The sequence below is a fragment of the Xenorhabdus sp. PB30.3 genome, from assembly GCF_963895965.1.
GTDB lineage: Bacteria > Pseudomonadota > Gammaproteobacteria > Enterobacterales > Enterobacteriaceae > Xenorhabdus > Xenorhabdus stockiae.
In genome coordinates this window covers 1-15539 of the sequence record NZ_CAWQMW010000192.1, presented here as the reverse complement: position 1 = coordinate 15539, position 15539 = coordinate 1, and the positions used below count along the sequence as shown (strand labels likewise).

General features: G+C 50.2%; 19 protein-coding genes. 1 reads left to right on the top strand and 18 read right to left on the bottom strand.

Features of this window, described 5'->3' with window-relative positions; genetic code table 11:
• Positions 1-2879: phage tail tape measure protein (locus AACX38_RS20380; RefSeq protein ID WP_228865414.1), on the bottom strand; the 2879-nt coding region annotated here is incomplete at its 3' end.
• Positions 2880-2954: 75 nt separating this feature from the next.
• On the opposite strand from AACX38_RS20380, the gene AACX38_RS20375 reads away from it, so the two are divergent.
• Entirely contained in the window at positions 2955-3086 is a 132-nt protein-coding gene (locus AACX38_RS20375; RefSeq protein WP_255712230.1) for a hypothetical protein, read from the top strand.
• Here AACX38_RS20375 and AACX38_RS20370 read toward each other — a convergent pair.
• From AACX38_RS20370 to AACX38_RS20285, 17 genes are all read right to left on the bottom strand, one after another.
• Positions 3083-3430, bottom strand: coding sequence for a phage tail protein (locus AACX38_RS20370; protein WP_228865412.1), 348 nt, complete (start codon positions 3428-3430; stop codon positions 3083-3085). The genes AACX38_RS20375 and AACX38_RS20370 overlap by 4 nt on opposite strands.
• A complete protein-coding gene (locus AACX38_RS20365; protein WP_228865410.1) occupies positions 3427-3888 on the bottom strand; it encodes a phage tail protein in 462 nt (153 codons plus the stop codon). The genes AACX38_RS20370 and AACX38_RS20365 overlap by 4 nt, the downstream gene beginning before the upstream one ends.
• Before the next feature lie 17 nt (positions 3889-3905).
• On the bottom strand, positions 3906-4310 hold the full coding sequence (locus tag AACX38_RS20360; RefSeq protein WP_228865409.1) for an HK97-gp10 family putative phage morphogenesis protein: 405 nt from the start codon (positions 4308-4310) through the stop codon (positions 3906-3908).
• Entirely contained in the window at positions 4307-4705 is a 399-nt protein-coding gene (locus AACX38_RS20355) for a hypothetical protein (RefSeq protein ID WP_370630644.1), read from the bottom strand. The genes AACX38_RS20360 and AACX38_RS20355 overlap by 4 nt, the downstream gene beginning before the upstream one ends.
• A complete protein-coding gene (locus tag AACX38_RS20350; RefSeq protein WP_228865406.1) occupies positions 4689-5009 on the bottom strand; it encodes a phage head closure protein in 321 nt (106 codons plus the stop codon). The genes AACX38_RS20355 and AACX38_RS20350 overlap by 17 nt, the downstream gene beginning before the upstream one ends.
• Before the next feature lie 10 nt (positions 5010-5019).
• Positions 5020-5322, bottom strand: coding sequence for a head-tail connector protein (locus tag AACX38_RS20345; RefSeq protein ID WP_228865404.1), 303 nt, complete (start codon positions 5320-5322; stop codon positions 5020-5022).
• 15 nt (positions 5323-5337) lie between these two features.
• Entirely contained in the window at positions 5338-6549 is a 1212-nt protein-coding gene (locus AACX38_RS20340; RefSeq protein ID WP_228865403.1) for a phage major capsid protein, read from the bottom strand.
• A gap of 12 nt (positions 6550-6561) precedes the next feature.
• Positions 6562-7212, bottom strand: a complete 651-nt coding sequence (locus AACX38_RS20335; protein ID WP_228865415.1) for an HK97 family phage prohead protease — start codon at positions 7210-7212, stop codon at positions 6562-6564.
• Positions 7190-8422: a phage portal protein gene (locus AACX38_RS20330; protein WP_228865402.1), complete on the bottom strand. Its 1233-nt coding sequence runs from the start codon at positions 8420-8422 to the stop codon at positions 7190-7192. The genes AACX38_RS20335 and AACX38_RS20330 overlap by 23 nt, the downstream gene beginning before the upstream one ends.
• A gap of 185 nt (positions 8423-8607) precedes the next feature.
• Complete coding sequence (locus AACX38_RS20320; RefSeq protein ID WP_228865398.1) at positions 8608-10338, bottom strand: terminase large subunit; 1731 nt, start codon at positions 10336-10338, stop codon at positions 8608-8610.
• Positions 10335-10829, bottom strand: a complete 495-nt coding sequence (locus AACX38_RS20315; RefSeq protein ID WP_228865396.1) for a phage terminase small subunit P27 family — start codon at positions 10827-10829, stop codon at positions 10335-10337. Before AACX38_RS20315 ends, AACX38_RS20320 begins: the two co-directional genes overlap by 4 nt.
• 168 nt (positions 10830-10997) lie before the next feature.
• Positions 10998-11354, bottom strand: a complete 357-nt coding sequence (locus AACX38_RS20310) for an HNH endonuclease (protein WP_228865394.1) — start codon at positions 11352-11354, stop codon at positions 10998-11000.
• A 979-nt stretch (positions 11355-12333) separates the two neighbouring features.
• Entirely contained in the window at positions 12334-12783 is a 450-nt protein-coding gene (locus AACX38_RS20305; RefSeq protein ID WP_228865393.1) for a lysis protein, read from the bottom strand.
• Positions 12780-13214 carry a lysozyme gene (locus AACX38_RS20300; protein ID WP_228865391.1) on the bottom strand — a complete coding sequence of 145 codons (435 nt, stop codon included), beginning with the start codon at positions 13212-13214 and terminating at the stop codon, positions 12780-12782. Before AACX38_RS20300 ends, AACX38_RS20305 begins: the two co-directional genes overlap by 4 nt.
• Positions 13198-13530: a phage holin, lambda family gene (locus tag AACX38_RS20295; RefSeq protein ID WP_228865390.1), complete on the bottom strand. Its 333-nt coding sequence runs from the start codon at positions 13528-13530 to the stop codon at positions 13198-13200. The genes AACX38_RS20300 and AACX38_RS20295 overlap by 17 nt, the downstream gene beginning before the upstream one ends.
• 258 nt (positions 13531-13788) lie before the next feature.
• A complete protein-coding gene (locus tag AACX38_RS20290) occupies positions 13789-14607 on the bottom strand; it encodes a DUF2829 domain-containing protein (RefSeq protein WP_228865389.1) in 819 nt (272 codons plus the stop codon).
• A 151-nt stretch (positions 14608-14758) separates the two neighbouring features.
• Positions 14759-15539 (bottom strand): site-specific DNA-methyltransferase (locus AACX38_RS20285; RefSeq protein WP_228865387.1); only part of this gene is annotated, 781 nt, incomplete at its 5' end.

Sequence of the window (15539 nt, the reverse complement as noted above, 5' to 3'; positions counted from 1 at the left end):
GCCGAAGACAATGCGCTGGCCCCCATGCTAACCAACCCCCCCCCAAAGAAACCGGAGAGGGCTTTGGTGATCAATGCCTGCATTGCAATACGGATCAGATCCTGAATAATGGATTGCGCCAGTGAGGCCGACAGCTCCCGCATGGATTCTGAAAAGGATTTTGTGCCCGTCAACATGCCGGTTAACGCACTCCCCGTACGTTGCTCGACCACATCCAGCAGATCCATCTGCATTTTCTGGAAATCCCCCTGCGAGGCGTATAAATCTTTAGCGGCAGCCAATTGCGCCTCTTTGGAATGATGAGCCGCAGCGGTCATTAACTGTTCATGACGTTCCTTGCTGATAAGGCCATTGCGGTAATAACTGTCATAGAGCGCTTGTTGCTCAGTCAGCTGATTTTGCAGTTGCACAACGGGATCGACCTCACCCGTCATATCCAAATGTGGGGCGGCAATTTGCTTTGCCTGTTCCGCTAATTTGTCTTTCACCGACGTTTGATACAGTGTTTTACTGGCGGACAGGTACTCCTGTTCGGTCAACAATCGTTCTTGGTACAGGGCCTTAAGCTCTAAACTGGCGTCTTTTTCCTGCCGGATCAATGCGGCTGCCGGCGCATATTTTTCCGCCAGTTCCCGCCGCTGTTTTTGGTGATTTTCGGCATTGAGGAGGGTTAAGCGTTGCAGCTCACTGTTCGAAGCCACACCCGATTTGCCAACTTCATGGATTTTATCCCGCATTGCTTTCTCGCTGAATCGGATGCGATCCAAGCTGGTGGCATGGGTCTGCTCAATGTCCTTACGTAACTGCTGATAACGGTGAAGGGATTGTTTACCTTGTTGCTCTGCGTTGATGAGATCCTGACCTGTCCATGGATTACCCGTACCGTTCCCTTCGGGTTTTGGCGGTGGCTGGTCAAACATCCCCGCTACCGATGTGGCCTGCAGGTTTTTCTTTCTGGTGGTTTTCTTTTCTATCCCTTTGAGGATATCTTCTCGCCGACTGAGTAATACCCGGCCTTGCTTTTCAACTGCTTTAGGGTCTTCATAAAGAAAACTTAAGAACCCTTTTTGACGGTTTTGTAAGTGCTTGATTCGGGTTTGGGAATACCGTTCCAGTTGGCTATCAATCTGCCTGAGTTCTGCTTTCAGATTGTTAAGATCATCGTCAGTCTTATCCAGCTCGACCGCCACCTTAATGCTGGAAAGCCGTTGCAGTTCAGCTACCGTTTCAACGGTTCCCTCCTTTAAGTGTCGCAATCCCTCTCTGGCTTGGACGCTAGCGTTATATAACCCGTACAAAGCAGAACCTGCCAGCATCGCTGCACCAAATGGTCCACCCATCAGGGCAAGTGCGCCACGGGCAGCGCCCCCCGCGACAGATAATGCCCGATAGGCATAAGACAGCCGGCGGTTAGCCGCTTCAAGTTGTCCGGTGGCCTGTGTTTGTAATTTGAGGGCTTCCGTTTCCTGTCGGATCAGGGTGCTTTTTTCTTTCGCATAATTGACAGAGAGTCCATGCAAGCGGTTGGTTCTTTCCAGATACTGAATGTGCCTGCCCTGCACTTCCGTTGAACGTAGCGTGGCATTGGCCTGTTCAAGAGTACGTTTTGCCGTTTCTGCCTGCTGTTTGGCCATATCACGAGCCGCTTTTTCGGTGGCCCGCCATGCCGTCATATTTTCACGTAATCCCGCGGTCAGCTTTGTTGCTATCACGGGGATTAGCGTATGCAATGCTACGCTAGCCACCAGATTAACATTCTCGGACAGCGCATTAATTGCGTGGGTTGCCCCCTGTACTCCGGTACGCAATGGGCCATCGGCACTCTGCCCGATTTTCAACGCCATACCTTCAAAGGCACTCGTCAGCACCTCCAGATCAGCACTCAGGTTATTCGCGCGTGCACTGGCCTGTTCATAGGCGACCTGTGTTCCGGTCAGAGCTTGGGTCAATGCGTCCAGTTTTTCCCGCCCAGTGACTAAGTTGGACGCTGCGCTGACATTGGCCCGGCCAAATAATTTAACCGCCTGCGCCGTCGACAGGTTTTTGCCCATCAGGGATTCTAATGCCGACGATAAACCCACTACCGACGGTTTCAGATTTTTGTCTGTCGAACGCTCCAGCGCCAGTATCACATTACGCAGGGCAATACCTGCCTCGCCGCCTTTGATACCCCGCTCTGCCAGTATCTGAATAGCCGCCCCGAGTTCTTCAACGCTGATCCCGGCCTGAGCGGCTAGGGTGCCACCCTGTTTAATGGCCTGCGCGGTTTCGTTAATTTCGGAAGCACCGTATTTCGCCCCGGCTGCCAGTACGTTAATAAAACGGTCAGTCTGGGCGGCACTGGCACCGAACTGATTCAGAGATAAAGCCAGTGCACGAGTGGCATCCGGTAGATCAATCCCGGACGCCTGTGCCAGTATGACTGCCTTCTCAGTGGCTTGGGTGAGTTGCTCAGTGTTCTTGAGCAGCTCCGGTTTGGCTGAGGCCATGAGTTTCAGGGCCTGCGCAATGCCGGTCGCCCCGAACTCGGTGGTACGCCCCAGCCGTTGGGCGTTTTCATCCAGTTTTTTTAACTGTTCACCCGTTGCACCGGTAATGGCGGACAAGTCAGACAATGCCTGCCCGTATTGACGGGTATGGAAAATCATCGTGTTCAGTGAAAAACCGGTGCCGGCCAGTAACGCCAGTTGCCCGGACACCGATTTGATATGCGATGCCAGTGAATGGTAGGTTTTTTTCAGTTTGTGAGCATCCGAACCCGCCTGATCCGTAAAGCGCTCAGACTCCCGCCCGGCATAGCGATAAGCCTCCATAATCCGGGATTTAAACGCGGTAGCATTGACCAGCAAGCCCACCGTCAATGTCGATAAATTAGCCATAACTTAACCCAATAATTTCATGACAGCCTCACACTGTGCCCGGACCACAGCGGGCGAACTGTCTGCCGGTTGGCAGTGTTTCAGTCGGTAGTACGCCTGCCATTCGTTGAGCGTGGACGCCGGCAAGGACAGGATACGATAGGGATCGATTTCGCCGAGTTGCTCCGCCAGTGTAAAAGCGAAGTACAGCCACGGCGAACGGGTTAGTTTTTTTCGGCCTCCTCCAGTGTACCGATGGAGTGACGCTTCACGGTCTGGATGGCTTCAATCAGGATGGCGTTATCATGGACGATCATCAATTCCTCTGCCGTGGGCAGATCATCGGAGGGAATGGGTTTGCCCTTATCATCCACCAAACAATCCAGCACCATCTGGATATTCAGGCGGGAGGCTTCGCGCCCGTCTCCCGCTTTACTCAGCTTTTCCGCTTTTTCTTCCAGCTCCAGCAGTTCCAGTGCCGTCATCCGACGCAGATTGATTTGCGTACCGAACAATTCCACCGCTTTAATCTGCGGACGCGGAGTGAGTAAAGCCGCTTTCAGTGCTTTCATGGGTTAACTCCTGTTTTGCTGTCTGCGATACCCCAGATAAGGTTGTTTTGTTTGCCTTTGACGGTGATCTGGATCACTTCACTCGCCGGCGCGTTAATGTCATTCATTTCCCAGCCGGAAAGCGCCAGCACCATTGTGGCAGTCCGTTTATTCGGCAGGATGATGTAAAACTGCACGGTTTCGCGTTTTTCAGCCGCGTTCAGGAAAGAGACAAAATCCTCGTTCGCCGGATCATCGATAAAGCCGAGGGATTTTTCCGGGCCTTCCGGCATATCGGAGATAAACTGCTTATTGGTATCCATCAGGGTGGTGCAGTCGACAAAACTGCCGGTCAGCCCGGTTGCGCCCAGTGCCTTACAGTTAATGAGGGGTTTCATCTGTGCCACGCTATCGCCGGGTTTGCCGAACTTCACCAAAGTACCGACCGGTAATACCGCGTATTCAGGGGAGGTTGCCATGATGTTTTACTCCAGTCTTATGAGTTATAACCGTCCAGTGCATTACGGATTTCTCGCGCCAGCACCTTAATGACAGCGGTTTTGTTGTAATCCAGCGCCGGACGGATAAAGGGACTCGGAACCTGTTTGATCGTGCCCATTTCCTGTGCTAAGGCTTTCATCCGGTGAGCTTTTGCCGGGCCAACCGTGACCATCACGCCACCCGGATACTTCTTAGATTTTGTTGTACGAATAAGGATATTGTCCCGCAGATGCGCGGCATGGCTTTTCTTGTTATAACCGGCATGGGCCTGCATATCTTCCTGTACAATCTGCATCGCTTTTTTACCGGCTTTTCGCATGATGTCGGTCTGTAGAGCCGTATCCAGTGCCTGCAATTGACGTCCCAGTGCTGCCCATCCCGTCGTTTGTGCAGTGATCATGCCAGCTTCTCCGTGTAAGTGATGATAAAGTCCCGTGTGATACGGTAACGCTTACGATTTTCAGTCAGCTCTTCCGCTTCCTGATGTAAGAGTCCGCGTGAAACGGTTTGCACCGGATAACCACCGAGTCGGCCATGCTGCACGGATTCCCATGCAGAACGGATTTTCGCTTCCAGCCGCAGGGCCTGGGTGTAATCGTTCAGCACCATAATGCTGATTTGGAAGCGTGCTTCGATTAACGGCGAGGCTACCAGCCCGAGAGTGAATCGGGGATCGCTGATGCGCTGGTAGGTTACGCCCTCTAATACTGTCGAGGGCAAGATCAGCGGATAAACCGGCAGGCCCGTTATTCGTTCTAAATCGGCTTTCAGTGCAGGTTCAATCATGACGGACATCGGCCTCTGTGGTAAGGATCGTGCAATCGGCACGATTACGGTCAACGGTGCGTACCGTGAACCGCCGATCCTGATGTTCAATCAGCCAGCCCGGCTGGATATCACGCCGGGGTCTGACGGTAAATTGCTGGACCTCAATCACCTGTTGCTGCTTGGCTGTGCGGATCTTTCGGTTGGACACGGCCTCGGCTTTTGCCCAGACGGTGGCAACAGCATGATGACTAAACGTTTCTGCACCCAGTTCGTCCCGATGGATAACCGGACGAAGTAACCGGATGCGATGACGCAGTGCTCCTGCTTTCATCGTGATTCTCCTATAACGGAATAAAACGATAGGGTTCCAGCAAGGCCTGAAAGCCCAGCGGCAATGACTGGCCATCACGGCTGTCATACCAGAATCCCACGGTTAACATAATCGCCAGTGCCACATCATCGGTCACGAGCAAGCCATCGGGATCATCCTCCGGTACCGCGCTCTCATACAGGCGACGGTTCAGGTAGCTTTCTGCCCGTTTGATGGCGGCACGGGAATAGGTGTTTAGTAAATCATCGTCGGCGGGGTTATCACTGTCGAGTCGACACTGTTGCCGAAGCAGATCAAGCGTGGGGAATGGCATATGAACTCCTGATAATTACGCCTTACCTTCTGCCACTTTCAGCAATTTCACCGCGTTGCTGTCCACCAACAGAGCACCCACCCGTTTGGTGGTATAAAAGTGAATAAACGGCTTGTGCGTGTAGGGATCGCGCAACATACGTACCCCAAGACGATCCAAAATGGTATAGCAGCGTTTGAAGTTCCCGAACGCCATTGGCACGGCACCTGCCCCCAAATCGGCGAACTGCTCATTCTCGGCAATACCGTAACCGAGCAAGGCGGAAGGTTGCCCCAGTTGCAGACCCGGCTGCCACAGGTAGTTGCCCTGACTGTCTTTCAGGGTGCGCACCTGAAACAGCAGGTTGTTGTTCATCATGAACTTTGCGCCGGTGCGATACGGTTTACGTAGCGTGTAGATCAGCTGCAGTATGTCGTCGGCGGTGATCTCGGTCGGCTTTTTCAGCAACCGATGCTGCAACGTGCCCCATTTGCGAGCTTTGTCTTCCTGCGCATCACTGCCGTAAGCTAATAAGCCTTTCGGTTTATTTTTGCCGTCACCGTGGGTAAACGCACGCTCCTCCTGCTCAGCAAACTCTTGTGTGAGTTCAGAAGAAATAAAGGCGTCCACATCGAAAAAGGCATCATCCAGCATGGTCTGGGTCGCGGCAGGGTTGCCGTAAATTTCGCCCCATGTCGGCTCGATGGGCATCAGCTTCGGTGTTTGCGTTTCCGGGCGTTCATCGGTTTCGCCCACCCAGCCACTGTTAGCACCGCCCTGATTCACCAACCGCTTAAAGTTCGGGCTGCCTACGGACACCACGTGACACTCAGCACGCATCACCACTTCGTCTTTCAGGGCATTGATGATATTGCGATCCAGCTCTTCCGGCACGGCATAGCCACCTTCAGGATCGACCGTGGTTTGCATCGCTTTTTGTTCCAGCGCTGCCAGCCCCTCTTCCTTGCCCTTGCGGAGAAACTGAGCAAATGCCGCTTTGTGCTCACTCACTGCAGGCGTATTGCTGCCGCCTGCCGGACGTTTCAGCCCCGCCAGCTCCTCTTCCAGCGCGGTTTTCAGGGTATCCAGCTCAGACAGTTTGCCATTCAGCGTATCCACCTGCTCGGACAACTTCCCTTTCTGGGCTTCGATGGCCTCAATACGCTGATCGTTCTTCTGCCTGAATTCATCGAAACGCTGCTGAATTTCCTGCGCAACCTGTTGTACCTCTTTGACTTCAATCGTCATCAAACACTCCGGTTAGTTAAAATGTAATGATTTCAGGGCCGTTAATGCCGAGGTAGTCTCAGCATCAGATAAAGACAACGCGCCGTAGCCCTCCACCATAAAGGCCTTAGCCTGAGCGCGGGAGAGTCCAACATCGCGCAGAACCCGTTCAATACAACTGGGATTGGGGATATCACCCCGGGCCAAGGCCGATTTCACATTGCTCACCCGCGCATCCTCGTTAGCGGGAAAAGTCACCAGACTCACTTCCCATAAATCGAGATCTTTCAATAAAAAAGCCTGCTTTGTTCGGTCATACTCTCCGTCTTTCAGGGTGTAACCGATCGACAAACCAGAAAGTGATCCAGCTTTCATATGGGCATGAGCCCGTTTTGCCAGCGGATCAGCTTCGATCAACAACCGCCCTTTGAGATACAGCCCGGTCTCGTCTTCTTTCATGTCAGTATAAATACCAATGGGTTCATCCATTCGGTGCTGCCAGAGCAACGCAGGCAGACTGCCTTTTTCACCCCATTGCTTCAGCGTATTGGCAAACGCACCGGGTAAGACAATATCGTCAGCACTGTCTTTGAGACCGAACACGGAGCCATAACCCTCAAACTCGCCGGCATCGCTGACCGATTTGATTTTCAGCGGCATATCAAGTCGTTGTTGGGTGATCATCGGCATGGGTTTCTTCCTCTTTTTTCGGCGCTGGTTCAGGTTGCGTGGTCATGTTCATCGGCGTGAGATAAATATCACCGCCCTCACGGGGATTCAGTTCTTCCAGCGCCCGGCATTCGTTCGGTGCATAAATCCCCCAGTTAATGCCGGTGGCATAGGCTTCAAAGCGGGATTTCATATCCCCGCGCAATAAAGCGCCGGTATTAAACTTGGCGTAAAACCGTCCCTGCTTGTTGTTTCTGACCAGTCCGGCATTGATACGTTGTTCAATGCGGGTGAGGTAGGGCACCAGCGAGTAATTAATAAACCCGATCCCCAGATTTTCAATGTTGTTAAAGGTGGCGCGGTCAGTGTTCTGCACCATATGCAACGGCACCCGGAAGATGCGGCAGATTTCCTCCAGCTGAAATTTACGGGTTTCCAGAAATTGCGCATCTTCTGCCGATAAACTGATTTGATGCCATTTCAGCCCCATCTCCAGGATCATCGGCTTATGGGCGTTGACCAGCCCCTGATGACGGGCTTCAAAATCCATTTTCAGACGCTGATAGGCTTCCTCTTTCAAGGCTTGATCCGTTTGCAGGACACCGCTGGTCACGGCCCCGTTGCCAAACAATCGAGAACCGTGCTCTTCGGTGGCCAGCCCCAGCCCTATCGCTTGCCGGGCGTAAGTAATCGGGCTTAACCCGGTCAGACCATCCAGTGTAAAAATGCGCACATGCCAGAGTTCATCCTGTGTCAGCGTCCGGTTTTCACCGCTCGGGAAAGTCACCTGATAGCCCGGCTGCCAATCTTTGTTGAGTTTTGCCGTGACACTGCCCGGATCGAGGGGCAGTAACTCCACCACTTCCCCGAGCGCCTTCACTTTGTAGGCATAGAAGTTACCGCGCAGGCACAGGCAGGCAATGAGCAACTCCCAGAACTCCTGCGGTGTCATATAGTGATTGGGTTTGACCGACAACAGTTGATGCAGCCGTTCTTTAACAGCACGTCGGTTGCCGCGTTCTAATTGCTCATACAGCGAACAGGGCAACATGCCGACCGATTCCGCCAGCACCCGCACACAACTGAACACAGCGGTGAGTTGCATCGCTAACTGTGGACTGACCCGCCGTCCGCTGTAGGTATCATAGGACAGGCCAATCAATTCACTTAAATCACGGGCGGTCATAGCATCGGCGGATTTGCGAAATAAGCCGGGGAAAAACATCAGGTCTCCTTATCGGGTTTCTGGCTCAACATACGTGAGACCCCATACGACCAGCCGAGGCACAGGCTGCCTGCGACTATAAAACCCGTTGCTGGCAACAGCCGCCATGCGCCGTAAGACAGCAGAGCGCCACCGGCCAACCCAACCAGCGGGGCAGCCATCATTAATAATTTCATGGAAAAATCTCAGAGTGAGCGAACACCGTGGGAGATCAAATGATCGGAGAGACTGGGGGCTGCGTGCAAAATCGCCCGCCCCATCGCCATCATCAGCGCCACTGCGCCATCAATTTTGCTGTCTTTCTGCTCTTTAATCGGGCGCACAATATCATCGTTGCCGCCCATCGTTTTCCCGACCACATTGCCGATACACCACGACATAATCGGGTGACCGTCATGATGGAAACGCCCGGACTGAATAGCGGCTTCCAGCGCTTTCATCGGATCGCTCATATGCGTGAAATTCTGGCTAATGATGATGGGGTTAATGCCCTCGTCTGCCAGTGCATGAGATAAGCCGGTGGCCCCGAAGGGATCAATCGGTGCTTCATTAACCGGATTCCGGTGACAAGCGAGTTTGGCTTCTTCAAGAATGTAGCGGTAATCCACTTCGGCACCTTCCGTCACGGTCAGCAGATCCATTTCCACCCATTTCTGAAAACGCTCAGCACTGCGCCTATTTTCGTTCTGCTCCACACGGTAGACCGTGTCGTACGGCACCCAGAACCGTGGCGCAATACTGTAGAAATGCTGCTTGCCGTCAATCTCACGCGAAAAAAGCCGCGCCATGCTGTTCATGTCCAGCTTGCGGGCAAGGTCAAAGGCCAGAAAACAGGGCTGCCCCTCGAACTGCGCCAGTGTCAGTGAGGTGTCTTCGCACTGTTTCCAGCTCACCATATTGAAGTAAGCCTCCCGCGCAGACACCCAGATATTCAGGTGCTTGGTCTTGAATACGCTGGCTAAACGCGGGTTATTTAGGGCGCGTTGTTGCTGGCTCAGCAGAAAATCAGCATAGACTGAGACCCCCATATTCGGGTTGGCCTTGCGTAATACGTCCGGTGAGGTCCAGTCATCCCCCTCATCCACGGTATAGATCACGCCGAACAGCTCTTCATTGGGCACATTGCCGGACAGCATTTCGATCACCTCGCGCCGCTTGTCATAACACGGGCCTTCAATGTTATAACCTGCCGTGGTGATCGCCCACATCAGCGGCTGTCGCCGTGCGCCCATTCCTGTGAGCATAGTGGTGTAGAGATCATCGGTATCATGCTCGTGGTACTCATCCACAATCGCACAACTGGGTGACTGCCCATCCCCGGGATTGCCGATCAGCGGCTCAAACCGGGCTCCGTCTGCCGGACGATTCATATTGGAAGCATTCACTTCAATGCCGAATGCCTCCATCAGCAAGGGCGTGCGCATGCACATCAATCTCGCGGGACGGAACACTTCCCACGCCTGTTTCTCCGTGGTCGCGCCGGAATAAACCTCCGCGCCGAATTCGTCATCACAGGTAAAGCAATAGAGGGCAACGCCGGCTGAAATGGCGGATTTGCCATTTTTACGGGGAATTTCGGTATACACTTCCCGAAAGCGGCGTAACCGGCTGCCTTTATGCACCCAGCCAAAGGCTGAGCAGACAATAAATAACTGCCACGGCTCCAGTGTGATCGGCATCCGCTTAAACGCCCATTCACCCTTGGTGTGCGGCAGGAGCTGGATAAATTTCGCGGCACGTTCGGCCAGCGCTTTATCAAACCGGTACTTGAACGGCTGACTCTTTTCCTGATCCAGATTATCCAGATGCCGCTGACAGGCCTCTCTGACGTAACGACTTACGTCAATTTTGCCGCGCACCACATCACGGGCATACTGATTCGCCGCATTGACATTCAGGTAAGATTTACGGCTCATGATGCAATCATCCTCATAAACGGATTGTCCGTTTTAGCCTGACCTGCCGCTCCAATCAAACGCTGACGGCTGCTCGGATCGAGTCCCAACATCGAACCCGTCGTATCCATTTCAGACTGTTGCTCTTTTTTGGCAGTCAGCTCCGGGTTTTTAATTGGCCCGCCGGTTGCACCGATCACGGTATTGCCCTGCCGGGCGATATTCATCACAGCATTGCGCCAGAACTGGTAAGCCACACACCAGCGTTCCAGTACCACAAGATCCGTGACACACAGTAATCCCTGTGCGCATAATTCCTTGCTGGTCAGCGCCCACATCACCCCGGCCAGCGACATTTCACCTTCGGCAAACCAATCCGGCGGTGAAACGCTCGTCAACGGGGTAAATGTCGGTTCATCCCGGTTCAGCCTGCGTTTGCCCGGATTGCCGGCCAGCGCTTTGCGTGCCGTCGGCTTGGGGCGACGACCTGACTTGCCCGCCGTTCCGGCCATACACCACACCTCCCGTGCTTAAAAACAGTGAAAAACGCGTGATTTAAATTTCATTTTTCGCGGGGATAAAAAAAGACCCACGGTGGCGGTCCTTAGGTGCGAGAGGGGCAGCGATTTGACCCGCCCTCCCCCTATAACGATGGCATGAGCAATGGTTACAATCAGAAATTAATCTCTTCGTAATCGCTCGGTCGCGGTTTTCTGCCGATGACAGGCTTCACATAACAATTGCAGGTTGCTTAACGCATCGGTGCCACCGTGGGCTTTGGGTTGGATATGGTCAACGGTTGTCCCTGTAACTACTCGCCCTTGCCGTAAGCAGTGCTGGCACAGAAAGTTATCCCGTTGTTTGACCCGTGTCTTTAGCTTATCCCATTGACTGCCATAGCCGCGTTCGTGTCGACTCCTGCCCTGTTGATGATATTGCCAGCCCGTGTGGATATGGTCAGTACAGTAGCCACGGCGATCCGTAGTGGTCTTTGGGCAACCTGACTTGCGGCAGGCGCGAGGAATGCGGGGTGGCATATTCTGGCCTCCATAAAACAGAAAACCACCCGAAGGTGGTTGTCATAACCCAATTGATTATATTGAATAAATTTCATCCCACCACTCGAGGAGTTCAGGAAGTTGAGACCAAAAGAAGTAACAAAGACAGAGTGCTATGACAACTATCACGCCGATATCTATCCAATCCTTAAATGAGTAATTTTTTGCCTTATCTTCCCCAATCAACTCGAGTAGCGCACACAATATTCCTAATGTTGCAATAGTAACCACTGGTAAAAAAGCAGAACAAAACAGGACATATAACCCTCTGAGCATAAAACAAATTCCCTTTGTTGATTAACCTTATTGGAGTTTCAGTCTACTTTGCGTGCATATTGCTGTCAGCTACTTTCCTCATTTAGCATATTTAACCAGTTTGATTTATATATCCCTATCTTTTAACAGCTAAGGGCAGTCAAAGCTGATACGAAATCCCTGTACAACTTATTCAGGAAATGGGTAAAGACATTAGTTTTAATTTCAAGTGGTAATAAATCATTAAGTATTATTAATTTGCTGTAGGTGGAAAATGGTGTTATTGGTTATCTAAAATATGTTTTTGCGGAGGTTGTTATGCCTATAAATCCACTCGACTCATTCAGAATCGGGTACCCGCTTGTAAAAAACAAGCTAAAAGTGCTTCCTCTTAGCAATGAGAGTAATTTTCTCGCTGTATATTTCGACTATCTATGCCTCTGTGGATTTTTAAAGCAAGATAACCCTTTAACACCTACAACGTTGGTTGTTGAAACTGACAGTATTGCACAATTATGTTATCGCCCACACGTTACCATCATTAATGCGCGAGAAATACTAGCCTCATTAGGTTTCACTCAAGACCTTTCCTCATGTAATGGCGTGAAATTTGTATTGACTCGATATTCTGGCATTAAATCTATAGAGATTTATAAACGGCAAATCCTCGGTAGCTGGTCTATGTATTAAACTTATTCTCAACTCACTGACACTGCGTTCTGATATATTCCTGCAAATAGCTTAATTTTGCACGGTCGCTGATGATGCCTTCTCGGATATCAAGAACAGTTGATCCAGCTTCTCCAGTGAGCTCGACGGAGGTTGGAGTGCCCACGCTACTGGAGGCAGTGGCCTCACGCACGGGACAGCTGGCTTGGATGCGCAACTTGCGACGGCCAGCGGCAACATCAGCCCGAAGAGTGTCAATTTCAGTCTTGGCATTGGCGAGTTCCTGAGTGTGTTTACTATCCAATTCATGCAGCATGTCAATATGCGTGTTCTGATAGTTAATGGTGTCAGTCAGTTGCTGAATTTCCGTTATCTGCTCACTATTAATCCCAATCTGTTTCTTATACCCAGAGCGGTATAAGAAGGCTGCAACTGAAGCAATAATCAATGCAATAACAACGCCAGAGGTGAAATTGAGCTTCATAATAAAAACATCTGGCGTTCAGATGCCCGACGATTATCCAGCCCACGCATAACCTTGCCTGCCGCTTTATTCCAGCGGGAGAATTCTACTGCTGCACCTGAATAATCACCTTGATTGAGTTTCTTCAATAAAGTGGAACCCGAAAAGTTCCCGCTGCCACAATTGAAGATAAACGAGCACAAGGCATCGAACTGGCTTTGACTCAAAGGAACTTTAACCAATCCTCTTAAGGTGGTGTATATAGGTTGAAGATCATCATGCAGGAATATTTCAGCCTGCTGTTCTGTAATCACATCACCTTTTTTAACCCCTTTTATATGGCCATACCCAATGGTCCACGGAATACCACCGGTTGCGGGATCAGGGTAGGCTTTCAATTTCAGGCCTTCATACTGCTTGATGCACTCAAGGCCTTTATCGCTGATTTCCATCAGAAGAAGCTCCTGCTCTTTTCTTTGCCGCCTTACGCAGCCATTGGCCGATAAAGTCCGTCCCTAAATAACCAATCATCACACTGCTGATATAGGCTAAATCAGGACTCAGACCAAACAGATTTAATACATCACGAATAAACCAAGCGAACATGGCACATATAAAGGCATCGATAGAGACTTTTAACCAGCCGACACCATTATAACGACCTCGGAGAAAGGCCATTATCCCGGCGAGGGTTGCCCCAATGCCTTGCTCTTTTATCGAGATAAACCAGTCACCGATGTGTACCCAAATATAAGGATTTTCCTTCATCTGCATATTCCACCATTAGAGCAATTGATACCCGTGGGGGAAATAAGTTCCCCCACTGTAAGTTACAGTTAATAGAATAAAGTTGCCTGATATAGTTCAGGCAGACTGTTCCGTACAAACCAGAACCGTTCAACAGCATGTTATAAAATACGAATCTCAATAGGAGATATTGAAATTCTGGTAGAGATTGTGGTGGCAAAAATGAAAAAGCCACACTGGATGAAACATAGTCTTGAATTTAAAGTGCATCGGTTTGAATTAATACCAGTTACAGTAGAAACGCTTGGTTTCACCTGTTTTCATTAATATTTCGCTTAATTTTTTCCCATCCTTTTTGGCTTGATCAAAAGTATATAAAAATCCGTAATTGGTATCTGTGTTCTCATTACCCCATAGGGATCCAACCCCAAGATCATAGGTTGTGTTGTTAACTTTGATATAAAGATTCTTCTTAAATAACTCTTCCACTTTTTGAGAGTTAGATTTATCAAAAGACACAGAAAAATGAATATAAGTTTTAGCAGAATGGAATATTAAAGCATTTTTAATATCTGTCTTATTTTTGATAATTGTTAGAACCCCCATGGATTTGTAAGACATATCACTTATTCTATTTTCACCCAAATATCCATAATACTTAGATTCTTTGTCAAAGGCTGAGTTAAGATCGAAAACTAACATATCATCTGACTCAGATTCAGGCTTTGCCTTATCTTCCACAAGCACCCAATCACACGCCATCATATCTTCCTGCGTTGGTTGCCACGGCACAAAATTACCGTGTTCATTGCGCAGATCAATATGCGTCAAATAATCATATTTAGTCCCAACAGCAACGCCATCAACGGCATAAGCGCTATCTTTTTCCACGGCTAAATTATTGACACGTGGAGTGATAGCCAGATACATTTCATTATCCCCTTGGCAATTCACCCAAACAGAACGAGTAACGCGCTTGCGTAGTTTTAATTGAATCAAAGCCCAAGAAAAAGAACCCACCGGTGCAATAAAACAATCACAGTGATATTGTTTTGGATCAAAAGGGCATTCATGCTCAGGCTTAATAAATTCAGACATACTATTTCCTTATATTTATAAATAATGGGAAGTTAAATTTAATATTTAATTTCCACCTGCTGTTAAACAGGATGAATATATTAATAAATTCTTATGATTGAATATATCGGTTAGCCTTGTGTGGTCATTTTTACAATCCACTGGACCCAATTCATTTATTTATAAATAATTTGATTTCCTGCTCCGTCTTCTTAAACCGATCCTCTTCCAGCTCCACCCCCAACACACGACGATTGAGTTTTAACGCCGCTTTCAGTGTCGCCCCGGAACCCATAAAGAAATCGGCCACCAGTTCCCCTTCCCGGCTGCTGGACTGGATAATATGGGCCATTAAATCAGCCGGCTTTTCGCACGGGTGTTTGCCTGGATAATACTGTACCGGCGCAAAATGCCAGACATCGGTATAAGGCACGTCTGCCGTCACCGTGAACGAGCGGCGCATTAAACCGTATTCCTGCCGTAATTCGTCATACTGACGCGACAGGGTTAAATGAGACGCCACCAGCTCAGGATAAGGCGTATTCAGTTCACCGCGCTGATGCTTTTCTTTGGCGATACGGTCAAACAGTCCCTGCAACTTTTGGTAGTCCGTTTCACTGGGTAACTGCCACTGGCTGTCGCTGAACCAGTGACTGGCCATCTGCTTTCCGGTGGCTTTGTGTATGGCTTTTGCTGTGATGCCTAACGCTTTTCGGGCATCCCGAAAATAATCCACCAGCGGTTTAAACACCGACTGTTTCAGTTCTCGGCATTGTTTGAAATAGCCATCGCCTTTCGGATGGTATGGTCCTTGGTAATGTTCAGCAAAAATAATACGTTCAGTGGCCGGAAAATACATGCGCAGGCTTTCTTTATGCTGCCTGCGCCACGGGCCAGACGGTTTCGCCCAGATAATCTGGTTCAGCACGTTAAACCGTTCCCGCACCAGCAGT

Bases quoted from the DNA above. Each gene is read 5' to 3' on its own strand.
- AACX38_RS20365 (WP_228865410.1), bottom strand. From the start codon at position 3,888: ATGGCAACCTCCCCTGAATACGCGGTATTACCGGTCGGTACTTTGGTG.
- AACX38_RS20320 (WP_228865398.1), bottom strand. From the start codon at position 10,338: ATGAGCCGTAAATCTTACCTGAATGTCAATGCGGCGAATCAGTATGCC.
- AACX38_RS20335 (WP_228865415.1), bottom strand. From the start codon at position 7,212: ATGATCACCCAACAACGACTTGATATGCCGCTGAAAATCAAATCGGTC.
- AACX38_RS20295 (WP_228865390.1), bottom strand. From the start codon at position 13,530: ATGAAGGAAAATCCTTATATTTGGGTACACATCGGTGACTGGTTTATC.
- AACX38_RS20340 (WP_228865403.1), bottom strand. From the start codon at position 6,549: ATGACGATTGAAGTCAAAGAGGTACAACAGGTTGCGCAGGAAATTCAG.
- AACX38_RS20345 (WP_228865404.1), bottom strand. From the start codon at position 5,322: ATGCCATTCCCCACGCTTGATCTGCTTCGGCAACAGTGTCGACTCGAC.
- AACX38_RS20370 (WP_228865412.1), bottom strand. From the start codon at position 3,430: ATGAAAGCACTGAAAGCGGCTTTACTCACTCCGCGTCCGCAGATTAAA.
- AACX38_RS20355 (WP_370630644.1), bottom strand. From the start codon at position 4,705: ATGTCCGTCATGATTGAACCTGCACTGAAAGCCGATTTAGAACGAATA.
- AACX38_RS20305 (WP_228865393.1), bottom strand. From the start codon at position 12,783: ATGAAGCTCAATTTCACCTCTGGCGTTGTTATTGCATTGATTATTGCT.
- AACX38_RS20330 (WP_228865402.1), bottom strand. From the start codon at position 8,422: ATGTTTTTCCCCGGCTTATTTCGCAAATCCGCCGATGCTATGACCGCC.
- AACX38_RS20350 (WP_228865406.1), bottom strand. From the start codon at position 5,009: ATGAAAGCAGGAGCACTGCGTCATCGCATCCGGTTACTTCGTCCGGTT.
- AACX38_RS20300 (WP_228865391.1), bottom strand. From the start codon at position 13,214: ATGGAAATCAGCGATAAAGGCCTTGAGTGCATCAAGCAGTATGAAGGC.
- AACX38_RS20360 (WP_228865409.1), bottom strand. From the start codon at position 4,310: ATGATCACTGCACAAACGACGGGATGGGCAGCACTGGGACGTCAATTG.
- AACX38_RS20290 (WP_228865389.1), bottom strand. From the start codon at position 14,607: ATGTCTGAATTTATTAAGCCTGAGCATGAATGCCCTTTTGATCCAAAA.
- AACX38_RS20315 (WP_228865396.1), bottom strand. From the start codon at position 10,829: ATGGCCGGAACGGCGGGCAAGTCAGGTCGTCGCCCCAAGCCGACGGCA.
- AACX38_RS20310 (WP_228865394.1), bottom strand. From the start codon at position 11,354: ATGCCACCCCGCATTCCTCGCGCCTGCCGCAAGTCAGGTTGCCCAAAG.